Consider the following 20,677-nt stretch of genomic DNA (forward strand, 5'->3'; position numbering starts at 1 on the left):
CTTACCTTTCTGCCTTCAAAGTTAATACGCTGCAGTTGTGTCCTCAATATGGACATTATTCTTTATGTAAACTACCTTTTTTAATTTGTGTAGCTGCATATGCTTTAATTAATAATGTCCCTATAATGCCAACAGAAATGATATTTAACACTGCTGAAATCATACCTTGTGTGAACACTTTATTTGCTGGTTCACTATATATTAAAATGTCTAAAAATGGTGCAATAATTGCCCAACAAACAATGTTAGCTACAACTTGTGCAACATTAAAGTAAACCATAGCTTTTTTAGAAAATTGTCCTGAAGATAAATTAATCTTCAAGCCAATCCAACCATATAAGAAACCTATAATTCCTGAACATATTACCCAACTCCACCAAGCACTACCATATGTAGTGAAATCTTTTACAGCATGACCAATCAAACCAATCATTAAGCCAGCAAATGGACCAAATATAACTGAAATCAGTGATAAAAATGCATAGGAAGTCTCTATATTCGTATTTGGAAATCCTGTTGGAATAACGACAAAACGACCTAAAATAACGAACACTGCTGCGCCAATACCTATTGCGACAATTGTCTTAACTGAAATACCTTGTTTATTCATTTAATAACTCTCCCTAAATTGATACTTATTCTATACTTGGTGCTTTTGATAATTGAATTGTCCACTCGTTTCCAGTACCAATGTGATATAAATCAGAAAATGAATCCTGATTAACTGCCACACCAATATTGACTAAAGAATTAACATATACTAATGGTTCTCCAACATTTACATCTGCAAATGAACGTGCGAACTTGATAATATTTTGATATACCTTGTTATTATGATGTAAGATAGTCACCACTAAATCATCACCATGCACTACGTTAAGATCTTTTAAATAGGACAGAGGAATATTGGTCCATAACGATCCAAACCTAATATCAAGGACATCAATGCTACCTGATAATACTCCGTCATTAAGCTGTGCTTCTATAATTTCAAGTTCTTCTATAGAATTTAATGCTATTTCACGGCCTAGTTGCTCAAAATCAATCTCCTCTGCCGCCAATCTTGCACCATTGTATGCATAAACATCTCTTCCATGAAATGTATGACTTTCTTCAGAATGTGGTAATCGACTTGTCACTTCATTGATTTCAATCACCTTTTCAAGACCATCGTAATGCTTAATATGACTTAAAGAACCATTATCAGGTGTAATAATATAATGTCCAGTCGACGTTAAACATGCGATACTACGACGATCACTACCTACACCAGGGTCAACGACAGATACAAACACTGTCCCTTTAGGCCAATATTTAACAGTTTGATATAAACGATATGATGCTACCCAAATATCGTATGGCGGTATTTCATGTGTAAGATTATTTACTTTAATATCATCACTGACAGTATGTGCAACACCATACATCGCACTTACTGCACCATCACCTAAGCCAAAATCTGATTGTAATACTAAATATTTTCCCATAAGTAACCTCCCCAATAAATTATTGCTCAATGTATTATTTGAATTTTCAGAATTATATTAAAATATTACGAGTTGTAACTAGCAAAGTCAACAGTATTTATAAGTATTGCGATAATTTTCCTCAGATTTTTAAAAATTGCCAAAATATAACGTTATTTCGAATTCTAAATATAATGCTTGCATATTTCATACATAGGTGATATGGTATTTATATTAAGTATAAAAAATATATTTATGTAAACATAACTGGAGGATTTTTATTATGACTAACTTTACTTTTGACGGTGTACACAGCAGTATTGAATTTCAAATCAAACATTTAATGGTATCTAAAGTTAAAGGAACTTTTGAACAATTTGACGTAGCGCTTACAGGTGACATTAATGATTTGAGTTCATTACAAGCAACTGCCACAATTATTCCAAGCTCAATCGATACTAAAAATGCAGATCGTGACAATCACTTACGTACTGGTGATTTCTTTGCAACTGATGAATTTGATAAAATTACATTTGTAACTACATCTGTTACTGACAATACAGTAACTGGTAACTTAACGATTAAAGGTGTTACTCACGAAGAAACATTTGATGTTGAATTCAATGGTGTAAGTAAAAACCCTATGGACGGTTCACAAGTAACTGGCTTTATCGTAACTGGTAAAATCAACCGTGAAGCTTATGATATGAGCTTTAACCAAACTTTAGAAACAGGCGGCGTTATGTTAGGTAAAGACGTGAAATTTGAAGCTGCTGTAGAATTCGCAATTTCAGAGTAATGTATTAATAGCAAAGAGAATCGCCGTGGCGATTCTCTTTTTTTATTCCTATATAGTAAGTTGTAGCCTTTAACGTATGTAGCAAAAGGATGCCATACATAATATGAAGCGCACAACAATTAGTATCTAGATCGTATGATGGTCATAAAGCAATGTTTTACACCTCGGTCAGTCTACCCCAGGTTCAAATGATAACCTGATGTTCATAAAAATGATGTTTATGTCACTCCGATGTTAATGAAATTGGAAGCTATGATGTCCTTTCGCAAAACCATTTACAGTATATAACATCGAACCGCCACCCATTTCAATATCGTTTGAACAAATAATAAGTTGATTCGTTCCAGGAATAAATTGTGGATGTGTCGACCGTAGCATATGTCCTTCATCACGTCCTGGTATTAAAATTTGTCCAATTGGATAACCTCGTTTGTTAAATACTAATACCCTTCCTTGACCATACATCGCAACATATAAGTTGTCATCACTATCAATACAGCATGAATCTGGTCCTTCATGACCTGTAAAATAATAAGGAATCGTTGCACCAAAAGGTTGAATTGTTACGCCATCATCTTTTAAGGCAATTCTATGTAAACGATTGGCTGTTGTTTCTGTAACCCATAAGACTTTTTCGTCTGTACTTAAAGCAATACCATTAGCGACACTAATGTTTTGAATGACAGGTGTAACAGTTTTTAAATCTGGTGAGACGTAATATACACCACCCTCTGGTTTTGTCGAATAACCTCTAAAATCTGTAAAATAGAAACCACCTTTACTATCAAAGACCATATCGTCAATACAGTATTCGGTTGCAATATCGTTAATAATATCTTGTTGATTTTGACCTTCTGGCGTTACTGCAAATATACCACCCGTAGATTTGAAATCTCCTAAATAACAAATAAACAGACGACCATCTTTATGTATTTTAATTGCTGCTGGATGATCTTTATTTGCTGTAAATTGATGTGTAACTTCTTTCGTTGCAGGATTCACTTTAAAAATATTACCTTCAAAAACATCTAATAGATACAATTGCCCCTGTTTATCAAAATTGAGACCTTCTAACTGTAGCCCTCGGTCTGATATCTTAACCCAAGGTTCTGCAGTTATCGTTTGTAATTCACTTTCTGTAACAATAGGTACGGCACTATTAGATTTTCCTGAATATACCAATGTAGGTAATTGCTGAGCTGTCATAATGTTATGTTCCTCCTTTGTCATGCTATTTAAATTTTAGCAGAATTTCATTCCTCCATTTATGTTATCGCTTTCATATTTTTATTTTATCAGTCTTATGGAGGATTTATAAGCTCATTCATTGAAACATTACATTACTTTGTTAAAATAATATAATGGTAAAAGTATGAAATTTGAATGTTTTTCACATTACGTAAATAAACAAAGTTAATATTTATCGTCATAGTAAGAAGGAGAATGAGATATGGACTATAGAGTTCTTTTATATTATAAATACACAACAATTGAGGACCCCGAAACATTTGCAGTTGATCATTTAGCATTTTGTAAAGCACATAATTTAAAAGGGAGAATCTTAGTATCAACAGAAGGTATTAATGGTACACTGTCTGGTACAAAAGAAGAAACAGATCAATATATCGAGCATATGCACGCTGATGAACGTTTTAAAGATATGGTTTTTAAAATTGATGAAGCAGACGGCCATGCCTTTAAAAAAATGCATGTTAGACCTCGTAAGGAAATTGTTGCTTTAGACTTAGAGGAAGATGTTGATCCACGTCAAACAACTGGTAAATATTTATCTCCTAGCGAGTTTAAAGAAGCGCTTGAAGATGATGATACTGTGATTATTGATGCTCGTAATGACTATGAATTTGATTTAGGACATTTTCGTGGTGCAATTCGTCCAGATATTACACGTTTTAGAGATTTGCCAGACTGGATTAAAAATCACGAAGATATGCTTGAAGGTAAGAAGATTGTCACATATTGTACTGGTGGTATTCGTTGCGAAAAATTCTCTGGCTGGTTAATTAAAGAAGGCTTCGAGGATGTGGCACAACTTCATGGTGGTATTGCAACATATGGTAAAGATCCTGAAACGCGAGGCCAATATTGGGACGGTAAAATGTATGTCTTTGACGAACGTATCAGCGTAGATGTTAACCATGTAGATCGTACTGTTATCGGGAAAGAATGGTTTGATGGCACACCATGTGAACGTTATATCAACTGTTCAAACCCTGAATGTAATAAACAAATTCTTGTATCAGAAGAGAATGAAGCTAAATATTTAGGTGCCTGCTCTTATGATTGTGCTAAACATGAACGTAATCGTTATGTTGCTAAACATCATATTAGTAACGAAGAGTGGCAACGTCGATTAGAAAACTTTGATCAAGAACATCAAAACGCTTAATAAACGTATACTCAGTGAGTAAAAGATAAAATTTTAAAAAGACAATTTCTATTGAACGTTGATAGAAATTGTCTTTTCTTGTATATAGCCGCTTCAAGTTATCGACTAGCATTGCAGTGTCTTAGTCAATTTTGGTTCTCTCACAAATTGGACTGATACATAATGATTCACCTTTTTATTTATTAGTCTAAACAATTGAGAACCTCAATTGTTGGCTTAGTCGTTTTTATGATGGCTGCTTGCTATACTAACATTATCTTAAAATAATATAATTCGAGGTGTTCAACATGCATATACTAGTAACAGGCTTTGAACCTTTTGAACAAAATGAAATCAATCCATCGTGGGAAGCCGTCAAATTATTAGATGATACACTTGGTCCACATACCATTACTAAACGACAACTCCCTACATCATTTGTTGAATCGGAAAAAGTACTTGATCATCTAATTGAACCTGAACATTATGATGCGATTGTTGCAATTGGTCAAGCAGGTGGAAGATATGCGATTACTCCTGAACGTATTGGTATTAATCTAGATGATGCTAGAATTCCTGATAATAGTGGTAATCAACCTAGCGATAAAACGATAAAATTAGACGGTGCGAATGCTTATTTTTCAAATTTACCAGTCAAAGCTATGACACAAGCAATAAGAGCTGCTGGCTTGCCTAGTCAATTATCCAATAGTGCTGGCACTTTTGTATGTAATCATGTCTTCTATTATCTGGGTTACTTACAAGCAACTAAGTATCCGTGGCTTCGTTTTGGCTTTATTCATGTCCCTTACTTATCACAACAAATCATCGAAAAACCCGACACACCAGCGATGTCACTAGATGATATCGTCAAAGGTTTGACAGCTGCACTGCAAGTTATACATCACGATGAGCATCATCATTTAGCTTTGGGGACCACTGAATAATAATTAGCAAATACTTTAATAACATTAGCCATAAATAATAATATATTTATAATTACAATTTACCCTTATTCATAATTTTGTTACACTAAGTGGAATATAATAATAAGGGGATGATTGACATGACTGTCACGAATCACACGCCACAAACATTACGTCACATGATTAGTAACAAAGAAATTACTGGACACACTAGTGGTTTGGCTAAAGATTATATTCAAGCAAATGTGGTCATCTTGCCGTCTAAGTACGCCTATGATTTTTTGAAATTTTGCTTTAGAAATCCTAAAACTTGTCCTTTATTAGACGTTGCTGAAGTCGGCGAGGTAACATTTCCAACATATGGTAGCAAAGCTGACATACGTACAGAAGTAGCGCAATACCATATTTATCAAAATGGCGTATTAATTGATCAACCTACTGACATCTTGGATTGGTTTAATGACGATTTAGTAAGTTTTCTGATTGGATGTAGCTTTACCTTTGAGCATGCCTTGTTAGAAGCTGATATACCTATTCGTCATTTAGAAGAACATCATAATGTACCAATGTATATAACAAATCAACCAGCACAAAGTAGTGGCATTTTTAAGGGGAATATCACTGTGAGCATGCGTCCAATGACGATGTCACAAGCTATCAAGGCTACAGAAATTACTACTCATTTTAACAATGTTCACGGCACTCCAATACACATTGGTAGCCCTGAGTTTCTTGGAATCTCAGACATTAATCAACCAGACTTTGGACAAGCTGTTACTATCCATCATAATGAAGTTCCAGTTTTTTGGGGATGTGGTGTCACACCTCAATCCGTTGCATTACAAGCAAAACCTGACCTGATGATTACACACTCACCAGGTCATATGTCTATTACTGATATTAAAAATAATGCTCTTTCAAATTAATAATACGTTAAGTCTTGTCATTGTCTAATATACTAATAAAACGGGTATATGAATGAAATAACACTGAATAAACAAGGAGTAATGATGATGACTACTAAAACAGTATTTGATGTTATTAATACCGGAGTTGGTTACATTACCAACGTCTATGATCATTGGCATGTCGCTGAAGTGTTAGACCAACAACATGATGTTTTTCCAAATACATTACATTGGCAATTTGGGCATGTACTAACTATTTTTGAATCAGCATTATCTGTTGCTGGCAAACAAAATATTGATGTTGACTACTATAATCAACTTTTCGGTTATGGCTCTAAACCTGCTGATTGGGGACAAGAGGTTCCTACAATTGACGACATATTAGCAGCCATTAAAACGTTACCGGAACGTGCACAGCAGCTTACAGCTGAAGACTTAGCCATTCAATTACCTCAACCAGTTGCTGGTTGTAATAATTTGGAAGAATTATTAGTCTTAAATGCCATTCATATCCCATTACACGCTGGCAAAATTGAAGAAATGTCTCGCATATTAAGAAGTAAATAATATCTTAATGACTCACCGTTAAACTACTAACGGTGAGTTTTTGTATGTTAATGATTAACTCAATGTAAGGATATGGTAATTTATGTTTTTGTAATTATATAATTTTGCAAAATAATCTAAATATCTACTGTACATATATTGAGATTAATATTATTCTGAATTTAAATAAGTATTTAAAATAGAAAGAAGGACCACACTTTATGAAAAACACAGTAAAATATCGTGAATTTATACTCCCTATTATTATCGGTTTACTTATTTTTGCATTAACCCCTGTAAAACCGGATGCTGTGGATACTCAAGCTTGGTATATGTTTGCTATTTTTGTAGCTACAATCATTGCTTGTATTACACAACCTATGCCAATTGGTGCAGTTTCAATTATCGGCTTTACCATTATGGTACTTGTAGGCATTATCGATATGAAAACTGCTGTACTTGGCTTTGGTAACAATAGCATTTGGCTTATTGCAATGGCATTTTTCATTTCTAGAGGTTTTGTTAAAACAGGTCTCGGTCGACGTATCGCATTACAATTTGTGCGTCTCTTCGGTAAAAAAACATTAGGTCTTGCTTATTCATTAGTAGGTGTTGATTTAATTTTAGCACCTGCAACACCAAGTAATACTGCACGTGCCGGTGGTATTATGTTTCCTATTATTAAATCATTGTCTGAATCATTTGGTTCAAACCCTAAAGATGGTACTGAACGTAAAATGGGATCATTTTTAATATTTACGGAGTTTCAAGGTAACTTAATTACTGCAGCAATGTTTTTAACTGCTATGGCTGGAAACCCGTTAGCTCAAAATTTAGCATCTAGTACGGCTCATATTCATATTACATGGATGAATTGGTTTTTAGCTGCTTTAGTACCTGGACTAGTGTCTTTAATCGTTGTACCTTTTATTATTTATAAAATGTATCCTCCAACTGTTAAAGAAACACCTAACGCTAAAAGTTGGGCTGAAAATGAGCTTGCGACTATGGGTAAAATATCTTTAGCTGAAAAATTTATGATTGGTATTTTCATTATTGCTTTAGGGTTATGGATTGTTGGCAGCTTTATCAATGTTGATGCTACGTTAACAGCATTTATCGCTTTAGCTTTATTACTATTGACAGGTGTCTTATCATGGCAAGATATCCTAAATGAAACAGGCGCTTGGAATACGTTAGTATGGTTCTCTGTTCTTGTCTTAATGGCAGATCAATTAAACAAGTTAGGATTTATTCCTTGGCTTAGTAAAAGTATCGCCACAAGTTTAGGTGGTCTAAGTTGGCCAATAGTAATCGTTATTTTGATTTTATTTTATTTCTATTCTCATTATTTATTTGCAAGTTCCACAGCACATGTCAGTGCTATGTATGCAGCCTTACTAGGTGTTGCAGTAGCAGCTGGTGCACCACCATTATTTAGTGCATTGATCCTAGGTTTCTTTGGTAATTTAATGGCATCTACAACACATTATAGTAGTGGTCCAGCACCTATTCTTTTTTCTTCAGGCTACGTGACGCAAAAACGTTGGTGGACAATGAACTTTGTGCTAGGTATTGTTTACTTTATTATTTGGATTGGTCTAGGCTCCCTATGGATGAAGATGTTAGGTATTTTCTAGTGTGAATCTCATATTGTTAAAATATCAATCAATAACTAGACACTTTGATGGGAGTGGGATAGAAATAATTATTTCATAACAAATTATTTCGTAATCCCACCCCGGCAAGACTGACTAGGTTTGTAAAACGTTGATTTATCAGCATTTTACAAACCAGACAGTTACTGCCAAATTCTTGAAGTTAAGTGTGAAATGTTTTTGTCTCAGTCCCATTTGTTATCATAATAATGTAATTACATGTATGTACCTCCATTTAAGCAGCGTAGTATATGGTGGATACTAGCTATATAGTTAGTTACAACTCTGATAGAGGTATGTCTAAGGACACTCTAAAATCATCATCTCTTTATAAAAGGTTCTCTATTTTTCAGGACTGATAAATAAAAAGTGAATAATTTAAAATATAAATTATTTTGAAGCCGAGACTCCTGAGGTAGGGACCCAACATAGAGAAACTGTGAAACAGTTTCTACAAGCAATGCAGGGACCCGTCATAGAAAAATTTTATAACTAAAATTTTTACTTTAATGTGCAAGACGGGCATAGTTGGGCATTTGGGCCCCAGCAAAGAAAAATTCGGTTAACAGAATTTTTACTATAATGTGCAAGCTGGGGTGCGAGGCTTAAAAAAATAATTATGTATCAGTCCAATTTGGGAGAGAACCTTATAAAAAAGCGACCTTTCAACATCTGAAAAGTCGCTTTTACTATATGATTTATTTTGTTACCGGATTATTCTTAATTTTAATGTATTGAGAAAGACTGTATAAGATAATACCAATCCAAATAAATATAAATGTAATTAATTGATGAACATCAAATGGTTCTTTAAATACAAATATCCCTAGAACAAACATAATGGTTGGACCTATATATTGAATAAAACCTGTTAACGATAACGGAATACGTTTTGCTCCTGCAGAAAATAGTATCAATGGTATGGCAGTGATCGCACCTGAAAATAATAACCAGAAAGATGAGACGTTCAAGCCAAATGACATATCGTGATGTTGCCATAAATAAATAACATAAATTAACCCAGCTGGTGCTGTCACAATACATTCTATCGTGATACTACTAATTGCATCGATGTGCACTACTTTCTTCAATAATCCATAGACACCAAAGGTTAAAGCTAACATGATTGAGACAATCGGAAACTCTCCTATTTCAATTGTCATATATAGTACACCAATAAAGGCAAATAGTATGGCTAGCCATTCAAATTTATTAAATCTTTCTTTTAAGAAAATTAATGCCAGTAAAATGCTAACAAGAGGATTAATATAATAGCCTAAACTAGATTGTAGGACGTGACCATTAGTCACTGCCCAAATAAATGTTCCCCAATTTAATGTGATAATATATCCTGCAATGATAATCGTGATGAGTTGTATTGGATGAGTGAATAATTGATGCACATCTCTTTGAAACGCATAACGTTGCTTCTTCCCTACAACAATAATCAACACCATGAATATCATAGAAAATATAATACGAAATGCTAAAATTTCAAAGGCACCAATGCCACTAATTAAATCCCAATATATTGGTAAGATACCCCACAGCACATATGCACTTAAAGCAAATAATATACCATTTCTATATTCTGTATTCATAAAATCCCCCCTTAATATCAAATTATTACTATTCTTAAAATTTTAACATTTATTGTAATAGTATGGTATTTTGATTTTATTAATTATTATTAATTCCAAATATTTTAAAATTATTCTGAACGCTACTACATTTACGCTATTTTTATATTTTAAACCTGTTAAAACGGGTATATTTCAACAAAGACTGGAGGATGACATAGAATGACAAATTTACCCAAAATTGGGCAACCCGCTTCTAGAGCACTACAACGTGAAGATATTACTTGTTTAGAAGATGTCGCACATTTTTCAAAGGCTTACCTTCTTAGTTTACATGGTGTTGGACCTAAAACCATTGCTTTAATTGAAGCGTCATTACATAAGTACAATCTGCATTTTAATGGTGTAAGGCCAACACAACCTATCTCGTTAACAATACAACAGACATATACCCATACTGCTAAAACTCAAAAAATGTTTGATTTCGTAGTAGCTACAGCTTCTTTAGATATTGATGTGTTATGTCGCATCGTTACTGATCATTTTATTTGGAAGATACCAGGCACTATAGAAATACACGGTGTACAAATCTTGCTGCAACAATTATCATCACAACCAAAAGTCACTGGCATTGATATTACATCTATCTTAACAGATGGAAACTTAGGATCTTTGCAAGGTATGCAAACATTAGAGAATGATGCTCAAGTTTATTTTGCAACTTTCTTTGAATTTGACAATGATTCAGATAATGCCAATATCACTCAAGCAACAACCTACGAACATGTTACTGAATCACTAGCATCACAATTCAATTTAACTTAATTACGACAGTTAAACTTTACACATAATCATTATTTTTTTTAATTAATTTGTCTAACATTTTTGTCACACTCAATTATTATTATAGAATACGCTAACAACATGGTATATGATTAGTCATTATAAATGGAAAGAAGGCTTTTATTTAATAATGTTTAATAATCAACGTTTATCTTGGCTACCATATATTATCATTGTGGTGATTTTACATATTATAGGTTTTAGTTTCTTGTGGATTGCTGGTCGAGACCATCACATCTTAATTGGCATGGGGATTCTAGCTTATACTTTAGGTTTAAGACATGCATTTGATGCCGATCATATTGCAGCAATTGATAACACTGTCCGTAAATTGTTACAACAACGTAGAGATCCTGTCGGTGTAGGCTTTTATTTTTCTATTGGACACTCTTCAGTGGTCTTTTTAATGGCTGTATTTTTAGGGGTTTCTGTAAAATGGGCACAACATGAACTACCTCATTTTCAAGATATTGGTGGCACCATTGGCACCCTAGTTTCTGGTTTCTTTTTAGTATTAATTGGTGTACTTAATCTTATTATTTTAGTATCTCTGATTAAACTTTTCGCTAAATTACGACGCGAACATATCGAAGATGAGGAAGTAGACCAACTTCTTGAAGCACGAGGCTTTGTCAGTCGTTTTGTCGGTCCATATTTTAAAGTTATTAGTCGTAGTTGGCACGTCTTGCCGCTTGGTTTCTTATTTGGTTTAGGGTTTGATACTGCCAGTGAAATTGCTTTATTAGCTCTGTCTTCAGGTGCATCACAACAAGCTATTTCACTTATCGGTATTCTATCATTACCGATTTTGTTTGCTTCAGGTATGAGTTTATTAGATACATTAGACGGTATCGTTATGAAATCAGCTTATAATTGGGCTTTCTTTAATCCAATACGTAAAATTTATTATAATATTACGATAACAGCTATTTCAGTTATTGCTGCTTTAGTTATAGGTATGATTGAATTATTACAAATTTTAGCGGACAAACTGAATTTACATGGCTCATTTTGGACATTTGTCCAAAGTATTCAATTTGATTATTTAGGTTACATCTTAGTTGCATTGTTCTTAATTACCTGGCTAATTTCAAGCTTAATTTGGAAATTCGGTAACATTGAACATCGTTGGGCAAAATAATATTGAGCATCCTGGTTAATGACATCATTCATCAGGATGCTTTTTGTGTTTAAAATGCTGATAAATCAGCGTTTTACAAACTTAGGCAGTCTTACCGGAGTGTGATGGAAATAAATTTTATTTCTATCACACTCCATTTTTGCATTTAAAATAATCATTTATGTTAAACAAATAGCAGGTTTATAACTAATCGGAAAATACACGTCATTTCTAATTAATTGACTTTAATATACTAAAGGATATACTTAACAGACATTATATTAAAGGAGTTATGTTATGAATAATAAAGTTGTACTAATTACAGGGTCATCGACAGGTTTAGGGTTTGAGACTGCCTTAACTCTTGCTCAAAATGGATATAACGTGTATGCCACAATGCGGGATTTAACAAAACAACAACCATTACTTGATAAAGCCGATGAATTAAATATCAATTTGACAGTTAAACAACTAGATGTCACAGATACTAATAGCATTACACAAACAGTGAATGACATCGTTGAAGCTGAGGGACGTCTTGATATTTTAATTAATAATGCTGGTGCAGGATTTGTTAAAACGACGGAGCTTGCTTCAGATGATGAATTAATGTGGCAAATGAATGTTAATTTGATGAGTGTCATGCGTATGACTAAAGCTGTCTTACCAACGATGCGTTCACAAAGAGACGGTCATATTATTAATATTTCATCTGTTGGTGGACTCGTAGGACAACCTTTTAACGAAGTATATTGTGCTGCAAAATTTGGTGTTGAAGGTTATACAGAATCACTTGCTAGCTATGTTCAACCTGCTTTTAACGTTAAGTTTACGGTTGTAGAGCCAGGTGGTATTAAAACTGAATTTACTAATAATGTATTGTCGCAACTTGAAACTACAGGTGGTATTAATGACGCGGATTATGCATCACTACTAAATTCTTATTTAGGCGGGTTAAAAGAAAATTATGGTTTAGATGCTTCTCAAAGTGGTGCAGAAGTAGCACAAGTCATTTTAAATGTCATTGAAGATGCCGATCCGCCTATTCGCATACGTACTTCTGATTGGGCTGAAAGATTTACAGCGATTAAGACTGAATCTGATCCAACAGGGAAAAAGTTACAACAACAAGTGAAACGCTTATTAGGTGACCAATTCTAATTAGTATTAATCATGCCATCTAGATATAAGGTCGAATATGTAATAACTAAGTGTCGGACATTGATACATTGATCCTAGATTAACTTCGTATTATATTTATGACTGCCACTTAGCTTATATCATCAAACAAGCAGTGAAGGGACTATCAACCAAGATAGTTGTTCACTGCTTTTTTATGGTTCTCTATTTTCTGAACAAATTAGCTAGGAAGCTAGTAACATATCAGTCCACTTTGTTAGATAACCTGACTTTTAAGCACTTCAATCCATTACATTATTTTCTATTATTAATTAACAATACTTCTACAATGCTAAACACATTAATACCGAAAAATTTAGAAGCTGCTTTAGCACCTTTAAAACCATGTCCAGCTTTAAAATGATGATAAATTGCTGTTCCCATAACGATATTAATCATAATCGCGCCAATCGCCGCTAATTTTTGTCCTACTTTACCTAATACTGAGGCAAATAAGAATATTGAACCGACGAATTCAAATATACCTGCTAATTTCATGGAATTTCTTGATAAATTAAATCCTTCTTTAAATTGTTGAGCCATACCTTCATCATTTTTAATTTTTGGTAAACTACTTTGCATAATATTATATCCTACAAACCCATTCACTAAGTGTCTTAATAACATCTTTCATTCCTCCAATTATTCTTGTTAATTATTGTTAGGTTTTATTAGTAACGCTAATAATGAGCCTATTAAAGCGATGATTGCTATCACATAAAATGTCATATCTAAACCTTGGATGGCACCTTGAACGCCTCCAACAGGTGATTTTGCGCCTAATGTCGTCATTAAAGTCACTAATAGTCCTGTTCCGATTGCTGCTGACAGCTGTCTTACTGTATTATTCATAGCTGTTCCATGAGCAATAAATGTTCTCGGTAACGCATTCAATGCTTGTGTCGTCATAGGTGTCATGATCATTGCGTTACCTAACATCGTAATTGAAAATGCAATAACAACATATAGACGGCTACTATCACTACTGATTTGTGCTAAACATAATGCGCCAGCTGTAATAATCAACATACCTATAAAACTGAGCCAACGTCCGCCGACTTTGTCATATAGTTGACCGGTCACAGGAGATAGCAAGCCCATAACAAGTCCTCCAGGCAATAAGATGAGACCTGATTCTAACGGTGTCCAATGCATCATTGTTTGCATAAATATTGGTAAAATTGTCAAATTACCAATAAACAACATAAACATCAGTGACACAATGACCATCGATACAGAAAATTGTTGATATTTAAATACTCTAAATTCTAATAACGGTGACTCTAACTTGAATTGTCTTAAGACAAATATACAAATTGAAATGACAGCCACAATTAATGTTAAGTATATTGCAGGATGTGACCATCCTAAATTGCCTACAGAGCTGAACCCATATAATAGTGCACCAAAACCTACTGTTGATAAAACAACAGATAACATGTCTAACTTAGGATAACTTTGGGTTGTCATATTGCTTAATGACATGTACCCATAAATAAAGTCAATCACAGCTATGATTAACACAATTGTAAATAACTGTCTCCAATCAAATATATTTACAAACCATCCTGCTAGCGTTGGTCCGATAGCTGGTGCAAAGCCAATAACTAAACCAAACATCCCCATAGCCATACCACGTTTTTCAGGTGGAAATAGTATAAAGAGAATGGTTTGTGTTAATGGCATTAGAATGCCTGCTCCCATAGCTTGTATTGCCCTACCAAGTAAGACCATTTCGAAATTAAATCCTAATAAACATAGTAATGATCCAAAGATTAAGAAGCCAACAGCAGCGAAAAATAACTTTCTCATTGTATATTTTTCTATTAAAAATGCTGAAATAGGAATCATAATACCATTAACTAACATAAATACAGTGGTTAACCACTGAGCTGTGCTACTAGTTATATCAAAGTCCACCATTACTTTCGGCAAAATGGTAGCTAAAATGGTTTGATTTAATACACCTAAAAATGCTCCAATCACCACAATCGCAATGACATTCATTCTTTGCGATGCTTGATGTTGATTGGTTAAGTCATTTGTCATTTTATTAAGCACCTCCTTTGTCAAAAACGGAATTAACTATCACTTATAATAAATGGAATTCGTTCCGTTTGTCAAATATGTTTTTTACGTTTATTATTTAGCTATGATATAAATACTAAGGAGAGAGTAATTATGAATGTTGAACAATTAGAAAATTATTTACACATCGATCGTTCAAAATTTGACCAACCTACTTTAGAGGCATTGAATTATTATGCACAGCGCTATATGTTGACTGTTCCTTTTGAAAATATTGATGTCCAAAATGGGGTTAGAATTTCTGTTGAAGTTGAGGATGTTTTTAATAAAGTAGTCAATCATCATAGAGGTGGCTTCTGTTATGAGATGAATACTTTATTTAAAGCTTATTTATTAGAAAAAGGATTTAAACCTGAATTGATGTCAGCAACGATACATACACCTGGTGGTGGTAGAAGCTTACCCGGTTCACATGTATCACTTGCAGTACCTCTTAATGATATGTATTATGTAGCAGATGTAGGTTTTGGTGATCTACCATTACAAGTGATTCCAATCACGCTACCTGATGAACCACAACCAGTTGAAGATGTGACTGGTACATTCAGAGCTATTTTTGATAGTGACGCTAAACAAATTTACTACGTTCAAAAATATGAAAATGATAACTGGAATACAAAGTATGAAGCTAAGTTTGAAGCTAAATTGATTCATGATTTTGATTATAATATTGAATATAATCAAACGAGTCCGCATTCTACTTTCGTTAAAAGACTATTAATTACGATGCCTAAAGAATACGGTAGAGCAACAATGTCTCAAGATTATCTGACGTTAACAAGTCAACATCAAAAGGAAAAATTTGATGTCACGAAAGATAATTATCAACAATTCCTAGCAAAACATTTTGGATTAAATGTTAAAATTAATAGAATTGAACAAAAAGATTCGTAGGAGAGACCACTTATGCTTGATGAAAATAAAAAAATACGTAGTGATGCTAAACATAATAAGTTAATTATTCTAGAGACAATTATTCAATTATCGCAACAAGGCGTTAACATCTCTGAAATGAATATGGCAGACATTGCACGCAAAGCCGGCGTCGGTGTTGGTACACTCTATCGTCACTTTGATAATAAAGCATCACTATGTACAACGATGATGGATGAACAAGTTGAAGCTATGTTTGATAGTATTGAGCAATTTTTAGACGCCCATCAGAGTGACTCCTTATATGATAAGCTTTATGGCATACTATCCATTTATATTAATTTGAAAGATAAAAATTTAGAGACCCTCTCTTTTATTGAAAAGTCCGGTCAAAAATCTAACTCAATGATTAACATTCCATTTTTTGAACGCTTAAAATTAGTATTACGTCAACAGTTTGAAGGAACAGATGATACCGATGTCGACTTTAAATTAAATGTATTATTAAACTCATTTTCTAGTGATTTTTATCAATATATGACGAAGCGTCAAGGATACAATAAAGCACAATTTTTACATCATCTTATTACAACCATTTTATAATTTACGTACTATATGAAAAGGGTCGAGACAACAAATCATGTCTCGACCCTTTTCATTATATTATTGTCATTTAATGTACGATGTTCTAACTTATTATTATAATTGTAGCGCAATGTTAAGCAAGTGCATCTGTAATATAGATAATACCAACAAACACAAATGTAATAGCAATCATTGTTGAAACAAAAACGATCCCCATTAACGGGTTAAATAATAAAATAATACCGAATAGTACGCCTAATATATTGAATAAAATAGACACAATTCTTAAGCTACCGCTACCGTTAAATGTAAATAGTGCTGCAATAGAACTAAAGATAAACCAAAATGCAAACATATAAATAAAGAATGCTGAACTTGCACCAACATTAAAGATAACTAATAGTCCAAAGATAATATCAATAATACCCATAAAGAGTATCAGACCTTGACTACCTCCTGCTAACACTTTCGCTGCACGACGATAAACAATTTGAATAATCCCATTAATTAACACTAATAATCCTATCAACCATGTAATAGCATAAAAGTTTTCAACTGGAAAACTAAAAATAAGCACTGCAACGATTAATAAAATGACACCCATAATTAAACTGGACCATTTAATACTGTTATTTGATTTTGCCATATTTATCATTCCTTTCATAAATAAACATCTTCTATTTTATTTGTATTTTAATATGCAATTGTTAAATTCCCTTAATACATATTATACAAACACTTTTTTAAAAGTATATTTATTTTATTAATTAAAAATTAAAAATGCCACATCCTCTTTGTTTAAGACCATTCATTGTAAGTACTGTGATATCAATGTTTCTAAGTTACGAAAACGTTTTCTCCATCTCTTATTCAAGTCACACAACTGCCACAACTACAAAAAAATGTCGACTAATCACTCAACCTTACAACTATGTAAGATTCACTTGTTATTTTGTAAGTTTAGATAAAGGCACCTTATTTTTAATGACTTTATAATAACGGTAAGTACAGAAAGGAGTGAAATCATGACATTATTAACAGTTCAACATCTTTACAAAACATATAATGGTAAACAGCCATTTGATGCCTTAAAAGATATTAATTTTTCAATTGAAGCAGGGGAATTTGTAGCCATCATGGGGCCATCTGGGTCAGGGAAGACGACATTATTAAATGTCTTAAGCTCTATTGATACTATTTCCAAAGGAGATGTCATTATTGATGGTGAACATATATCTAAGCTTAATCAAAAAGCACTAGCTAAATTTCGCAAAGAATCTTTAGGCTTTATCTTTCAAGACTATAGTGTCTTGCCAACGTTAACAGTAAAAGAAAATATTATGTTACCTTTGTCTATTCATAAATTATCCGCAAGTAAAATGGAAGACAATTACCATAAAGTCACTACAGCATTGGGTATTGATGACCTGGGAAATAAATATCCTAGCGAATTATCGGGTGGTCAACAACAACGTACTGCAGCAGCACGTGCGTTTATTCACCAACCTAAACTCATCTTTGCTGATGAACCCACTGGTGCACTAGATTCAAAAAGTGCATCCGATTTATTACTGAGATTAAAAGACATGAATCAACATTTTAATACAACCATTATTATGGTTACTCATGATCCAGTAGCAGCAAGTTATGCCCATCGTGTCATTATGTTAAAAGATGGACAAATACATTCAGAATTACATCAAGACGAACGCACGAAACAAACGTTTTATGAAGATATCGTTCAATTGCAAACTACCCTAGGTGGTGTGGTCAATGACGTTTAATCATCTTGTATTGAAAAACTTACTGCATAATTTAAAACACTATGCTTTATATTTATTTTCAGTGTTTTTTAGTATTGTCTTATACTTTAGTTTTTCAACGTTACAATTTACGCATGATATTAATAATGATAGTGCAATTACCATTATTAGAAAAGGTTCGGTAGTTGGTTCCGTATTTTTATTTATTATCATAATTATCTTTTTAATGTACGCAAACTATTTATTAATCAAACGACGTACACAAGAATTTGCCTTGTTTCAACTGACTGGATTGACTCGCCATCATCTATTGAAAATGTTGAGCCTTGAACAAATGGTGTTTTTTATTGTTACCGGGATGATTGGTGTCGTAAGTGGCCTTGCCTTTTCAAAGCTCTTATTAATGATTGTCACTAAAGTGATGAATATAACAACACATTTAACTATTCATTTCGAACCTATGGCTCTACTACTTACGTTGGTCATGCTTATCATTGCTTATTTATTAATTATGATACAAAGTGCTTTATTTTTAAAAAGACGTACCATTTTAACATTGCTAAAAGATCAGATGAATAGAGATGCAGTAAATCCTAAAGTAAGTATCTTAGAAGCTATTGCGGGTGTTCTAGGTGTCGTAATGCTAATATTTGGTTATTATATGGCAGTTGAAATGTTTGGTACCTTCAAAGCACTGACATTAGCCATGACATCACCATTTATTATTTTGTTCTTAACTGTAGTTGGAACGTATTTATTTTTTAGAAGTTCTGTGTCGCTCATTTTTAAAACGCTTAAAAATTTCAAAAAAGGGCGAATCAATATTACTGACGTCGTCTTCACATCATCTATGATGTATCGTATGAAGAAAAATGCCATGTCACTGACGATTATAGCTACAATTTCAGCGGTAACGATGAGTGCGCTATGTTTTGCTACTTTATCACAGGCAAATGCTAACCAAACAATAGCATCTTATGCACCTAATGATTTTAATACATCATCTAGGCAGCAAGCACAACAATTTGAGCAACGTTTGAACAAAGCACATGTTGCTTTTCATAAGTATTACACTGAAACACTAACCATTGATAATGTTAAAGATAATGTAGTCATACTTGAAAACGGTAGTGATGCTGGTCGTACGAGTAGTATCGTAAGTTCAAATAAACACGTCCATGGTAATCAAGCTATTGTCACCAATATTAAAGCATTACCAAATGTAATGCGCATCAACACTAATGCGTCTTTAACACTGAAAGGACGTCATCATCTAACTGTAAACGCAACACACAAAGATAACACCAAAGTTTACCCTATCGATGTGACCATGAATTCACCTGTCATTGAAATTAGTCCTAATAATTATCAACATTTAAAGGCACAACTTAAAAATCAAGATAAAGTGAATACCTTTTATGGATTTAATATCGTTCATGCATCTCAAATGTCACAAGCATCACAACTCGCTCAACAAATAACTGGGATTAATTCCGCCCAAGAATTTAAACAGCAGACTGAAGCAACAAATGGAATGTTAATTTTTGTTACTGCCTTTTTAGGATTGGCATTCTTAATTGCGGCAGGTTGTATCATTTATATTAAGCAAATAGATGAAACAGAAGATGAATTAGATAATTTCAAAATATTACAGCGTCTTGGTTTTAGTCACTCAGATATGTTCGCGGGGCTACTATTAAAAGTTACCTTTAACTTTGGTCTACCACTAATCATTGCGCTACTACATTCAATTTTTGCAGCTGTTGCTTTTATGAAATTAATGGGCCAAATTTCATTTTCATCTGTGATTGTTGTTATAATTAGTTATACAGTCGTTTATATGTTATTTGCAATCATGGCATTTTTACATTCAAATAGAGTAATTAAGCGCGTAGGATAAGGATAATATTATTGCTATTAATGTGCTATTTAGGCGCTACTTATTAATCATTTACAG

The 20,677-nt window shown here is 33.3% G+C and carries 20 protein-coding genes; 13 read left to right on the forward strand and 7 right to left on the reverse strand.

Features of this window, described 5'->3' with window-relative positions; genetic code table 11:
* Positions 1–55: 55 nt before the first annotated feature.
* Together CD113_RS00180 and CD113_RS00185 are read right to left on the reverse strand one after the other, a co-directional pair.
* Positions 56–610: an ECF-type riboflavin transporter substrate-binding protein gene (locus tag CD113_RS00180; RefSeq protein WP_002464496.1), complete on the reverse strand. Its 555-nt coding sequence runs from the start codon at positions 608–610 to the stop codon at positions 56–58.
* Positions 611–635: 25 nt separating this feature from the next.
* On the reverse strand, positions 636–1,487 hold the full coding sequence (locus tag CD113_RS00185) for an SAM hydrolase/SAM-dependent halogenase family protein (RefSeq protein ID WP_002464495.1): 852 nt from the start codon (positions 1,485–1,487) through the stop codon (positions 636–638).
* Positions 1,488–1,749: 262 nt separating this feature from the next.
* Here CD113_RS00185 and CD113_RS00190 point away from each other — a divergent pair, with 262 nt between their 5' ends.
* Complete coding sequence (locus tag CD113_RS00190) at positions 1,750–2,265, forward strand: YceI family protein (RefSeq protein WP_002464494.1); 516 nt, start codon at positions 1,750–1,752, stop codon at positions 2,263–2,265.
* Between the two features lie 234 nt (positions 2,266–2,499).
* On the opposite strand, the gene CD113_RS00195 is transcribed toward CD113_RS00190, so the two are convergent.
* Complete coding sequence (locus tag CD113_RS00195; RefSeq protein ID WP_002464493.1) at positions 2,500–3,471, reverse strand: SMP-30/gluconolactonase/LRE family protein; 972 nt, start codon at positions 3,469–3,471, stop codon at positions 2,500–2,502.
* 244 nt (positions 3,472–3,715) lie between these two features.
* On the opposite strand from CD113_RS00195, the gene trhO reads away from it, so the two are divergent.
* From trhO to CD113_RS00220, 5 genes are all read left to right on the forward strand, one after another.
* Positions 3,716–4,672 (forward strand): oxygen-dependent tRNA uridine(34) hydroxylase TrhO, encoded by a 957-nt coding sequence (gene trhO, locus CD113_RS00200; protein WP_002464492.1) that lies wholly within the window; start codon positions 3,716–3,718, stop codon positions 4,670–4,672.
* 287 nt (positions 4,673–4,959) lie between these two features.
* On the forward strand, positions 4,960–5,598 hold the full coding sequence (pcp, locus tag CD113_RS00205; RefSeq protein ID WP_002464491.1) for a pyroglutamyl-peptidase I: 639 nt from the start codon (positions 4,960–4,962) through the stop codon (positions 5,596–5,598).
* 119 nt (positions 5,599–5,717) lie between these two features.
* Entirely contained in the window at positions 5,718–6,503 is a 786-nt protein-coding gene (locus CD113_RS00210) for a putative hydro-lyase (RefSeq protein ID WP_002464490.1), read from the forward strand.
* Positions 6,504–6,590: 87 nt separating this feature from the next.
* Positions 6,591–7,052 carry a bacillithiol transferase BstA gene (gene bstA / locus CD113_RS00215; RefSeq protein WP_002464489.1) on the forward strand — a complete coding sequence of 154 codons (462 nt, stop codon included), beginning with the start codon at positions 6,591–6,593 and terminating at the stop codon, positions 7,050–7,052.
* A 200-nt stretch (positions 7,053–7,252) separates the two neighbouring features.
* Positions 7,253–8,671 carry an anion permease gene (locus tag CD113_RS00220; RefSeq protein WP_002464488.1) on the forward strand — a complete coding sequence of 473 codons (1,419 nt, stop codon included), beginning with the start codon at positions 7,253–7,255 and terminating at the stop codon, positions 8,669–8,671.
* Between the two features lie 716 nt (positions 8,672–9,387).
* On the opposite strand, the gene rarD is transcribed toward CD113_RS00220, so the two are convergent.
* Entirely contained in the window at positions 9,388–10,290 is a 903-nt protein-coding gene (gene rarD, locus CD113_RS00225; RefSeq protein WP_002463862.1) for an EamA family transporter RarD, read from the reverse strand.
* Positions 10,291–10,491: 201 nt separating this feature from the next.
* Between rarD and CD113_RS00230 the strand changes: the two genes are divergently transcribed.
* From CD113_RS00230 to CD113_RS00240, 3 genes are all read left to right on the forward strand, one after another.
* Positions 10,492–11,094, forward strand: a complete 603-nt coding sequence (locus CD113_RS00230; protein ID WP_002463861.1) for a helix-hairpin-helix domain-containing protein — start codon at positions 10,492–10,494, stop codon at positions 11,092–11,094.
* Between the two features lie 148 nt (positions 11,095–11,242).
* Positions 11,243–12,253, forward strand: a complete 1,011-nt coding sequence (locus CD113_RS00235; protein WP_407070845.1) for a HoxN/HupN/NixA family nickel/cobalt transporter — start codon at positions 11,243–11,245, stop codon at positions 12,251–12,253.
* A gap of 276 nt (positions 12,254–12,529) precedes the next feature.
* A complete protein-coding gene (locus tag CD113_RS00240; RefSeq protein WP_002463859.1) occupies positions 12,530–13,393 on the forward strand; it encodes an SDR family oxidoreductase in 864 nt (287 codons plus the stop codon).
* Positions 13,394–13,666: 273 nt separating this feature from the next.
* Here CD113_RS00240 and CD113_RS00245 read toward each other — a convergent pair whose 3' ends face one another.
* A complete protein-coding gene (locus CD113_RS00245) occupies positions 13,667–14,038 on the reverse strand; it encodes a DoxX family protein (RefSeq protein WP_002463858.1) in 372 nt (123 codons plus the stop codon).
* 24 nt (positions 14,039–14,062) lie between these two features.
* Complete coding sequence (locus CD113_RS00250) at positions 14,063–15,460, reverse strand: DHA2 family efflux MFS transporter permease subunit (RefSeq protein WP_002463857.1); 1,398 nt, start codon at positions 15,458–15,460, stop codon at positions 14,063–14,065.
* Positions 15,461–15,592: 132 nt separating this feature from the next.
* Here CD113_RS00250 and CD113_RS00255 point away from each other — a divergent pair, with 132 nt between their 5' ends.
* Together CD113_RS00255 and CD113_RS00260 are read left to right on the forward strand one after the other, a co-directional pair.
* Complete coding sequence (locus CD113_RS00255; protein WP_002463856.1) at positions 15,593–16,393, forward strand: arylamine N-acetyltransferase; 801 nt, start codon at positions 15,593–15,595, stop codon at positions 16,391–16,393.
* Between the two features lie 12 nt (positions 16,394–16,405).
* Positions 16,406–16,975: a TetR/AcrR family transcriptional regulator gene (locus CD113_RS00260; protein WP_002463855.1), complete on the forward strand. Its 570-nt coding sequence runs from the start codon at positions 16,406–16,408 to the stop codon at positions 16,973–16,975.
* A gap of 115 nt (positions 16,976–17,090) precedes the next feature.
* Here the strand turns inward: CD113_RS00260 and CD113_RS00265 are convergent, their stop codons facing one another.
* Positions 17,091–17,603 carry an HdeD family acid-resistance protein gene (locus tag CD113_RS00265; protein WP_040801964.1) on the reverse strand — a complete coding sequence of 171 codons (513 nt, stop codon included), beginning with the start codon at positions 17,601–17,603 and terminating at the stop codon, positions 17,091–17,093.
* Positions 17,604–17,982: 379 nt separating this feature from the next.
* Here CD113_RS00265 and CD113_RS00270 point away from each other — a divergent pair, with 379 nt between their 5' ends.
* Both CD113_RS00270 and CD113_RS00275 read left to right on the forward strand, forming a co-directional pair.
* Positions 17,983–18,741, forward strand: a complete 759-nt coding sequence (locus tag CD113_RS00270; RefSeq protein WP_002463853.1) for an ABC transporter ATP-binding protein — start codon at positions 17,983–17,985, stop codon at positions 18,739–18,741.
* Positions 18,731–20,620, forward strand: a complete 1,890-nt coding sequence (locus tag CD113_RS00275; protein WP_002463852.1) for an ABC transporter permease — start codon at positions 18,731–18,733, stop codon at positions 20,618–20,620. Before CD113_RS00270 ends, CD113_RS00275 begins: the two co-directional genes overlap by 11 nt.
* The last annotated feature ends 57 nt before the right edge of the window (positions 20,621–20,677 follow it).

It is taken from the genome of Staphylococcus simiae (assembly GCF_002902085.1).
Classification (GTDB): domain Bacteria; phylum Bacillota; class Bacilli; order Staphylococcales; family Staphylococcaceae; genus Staphylococcus; species Staphylococcus simiae.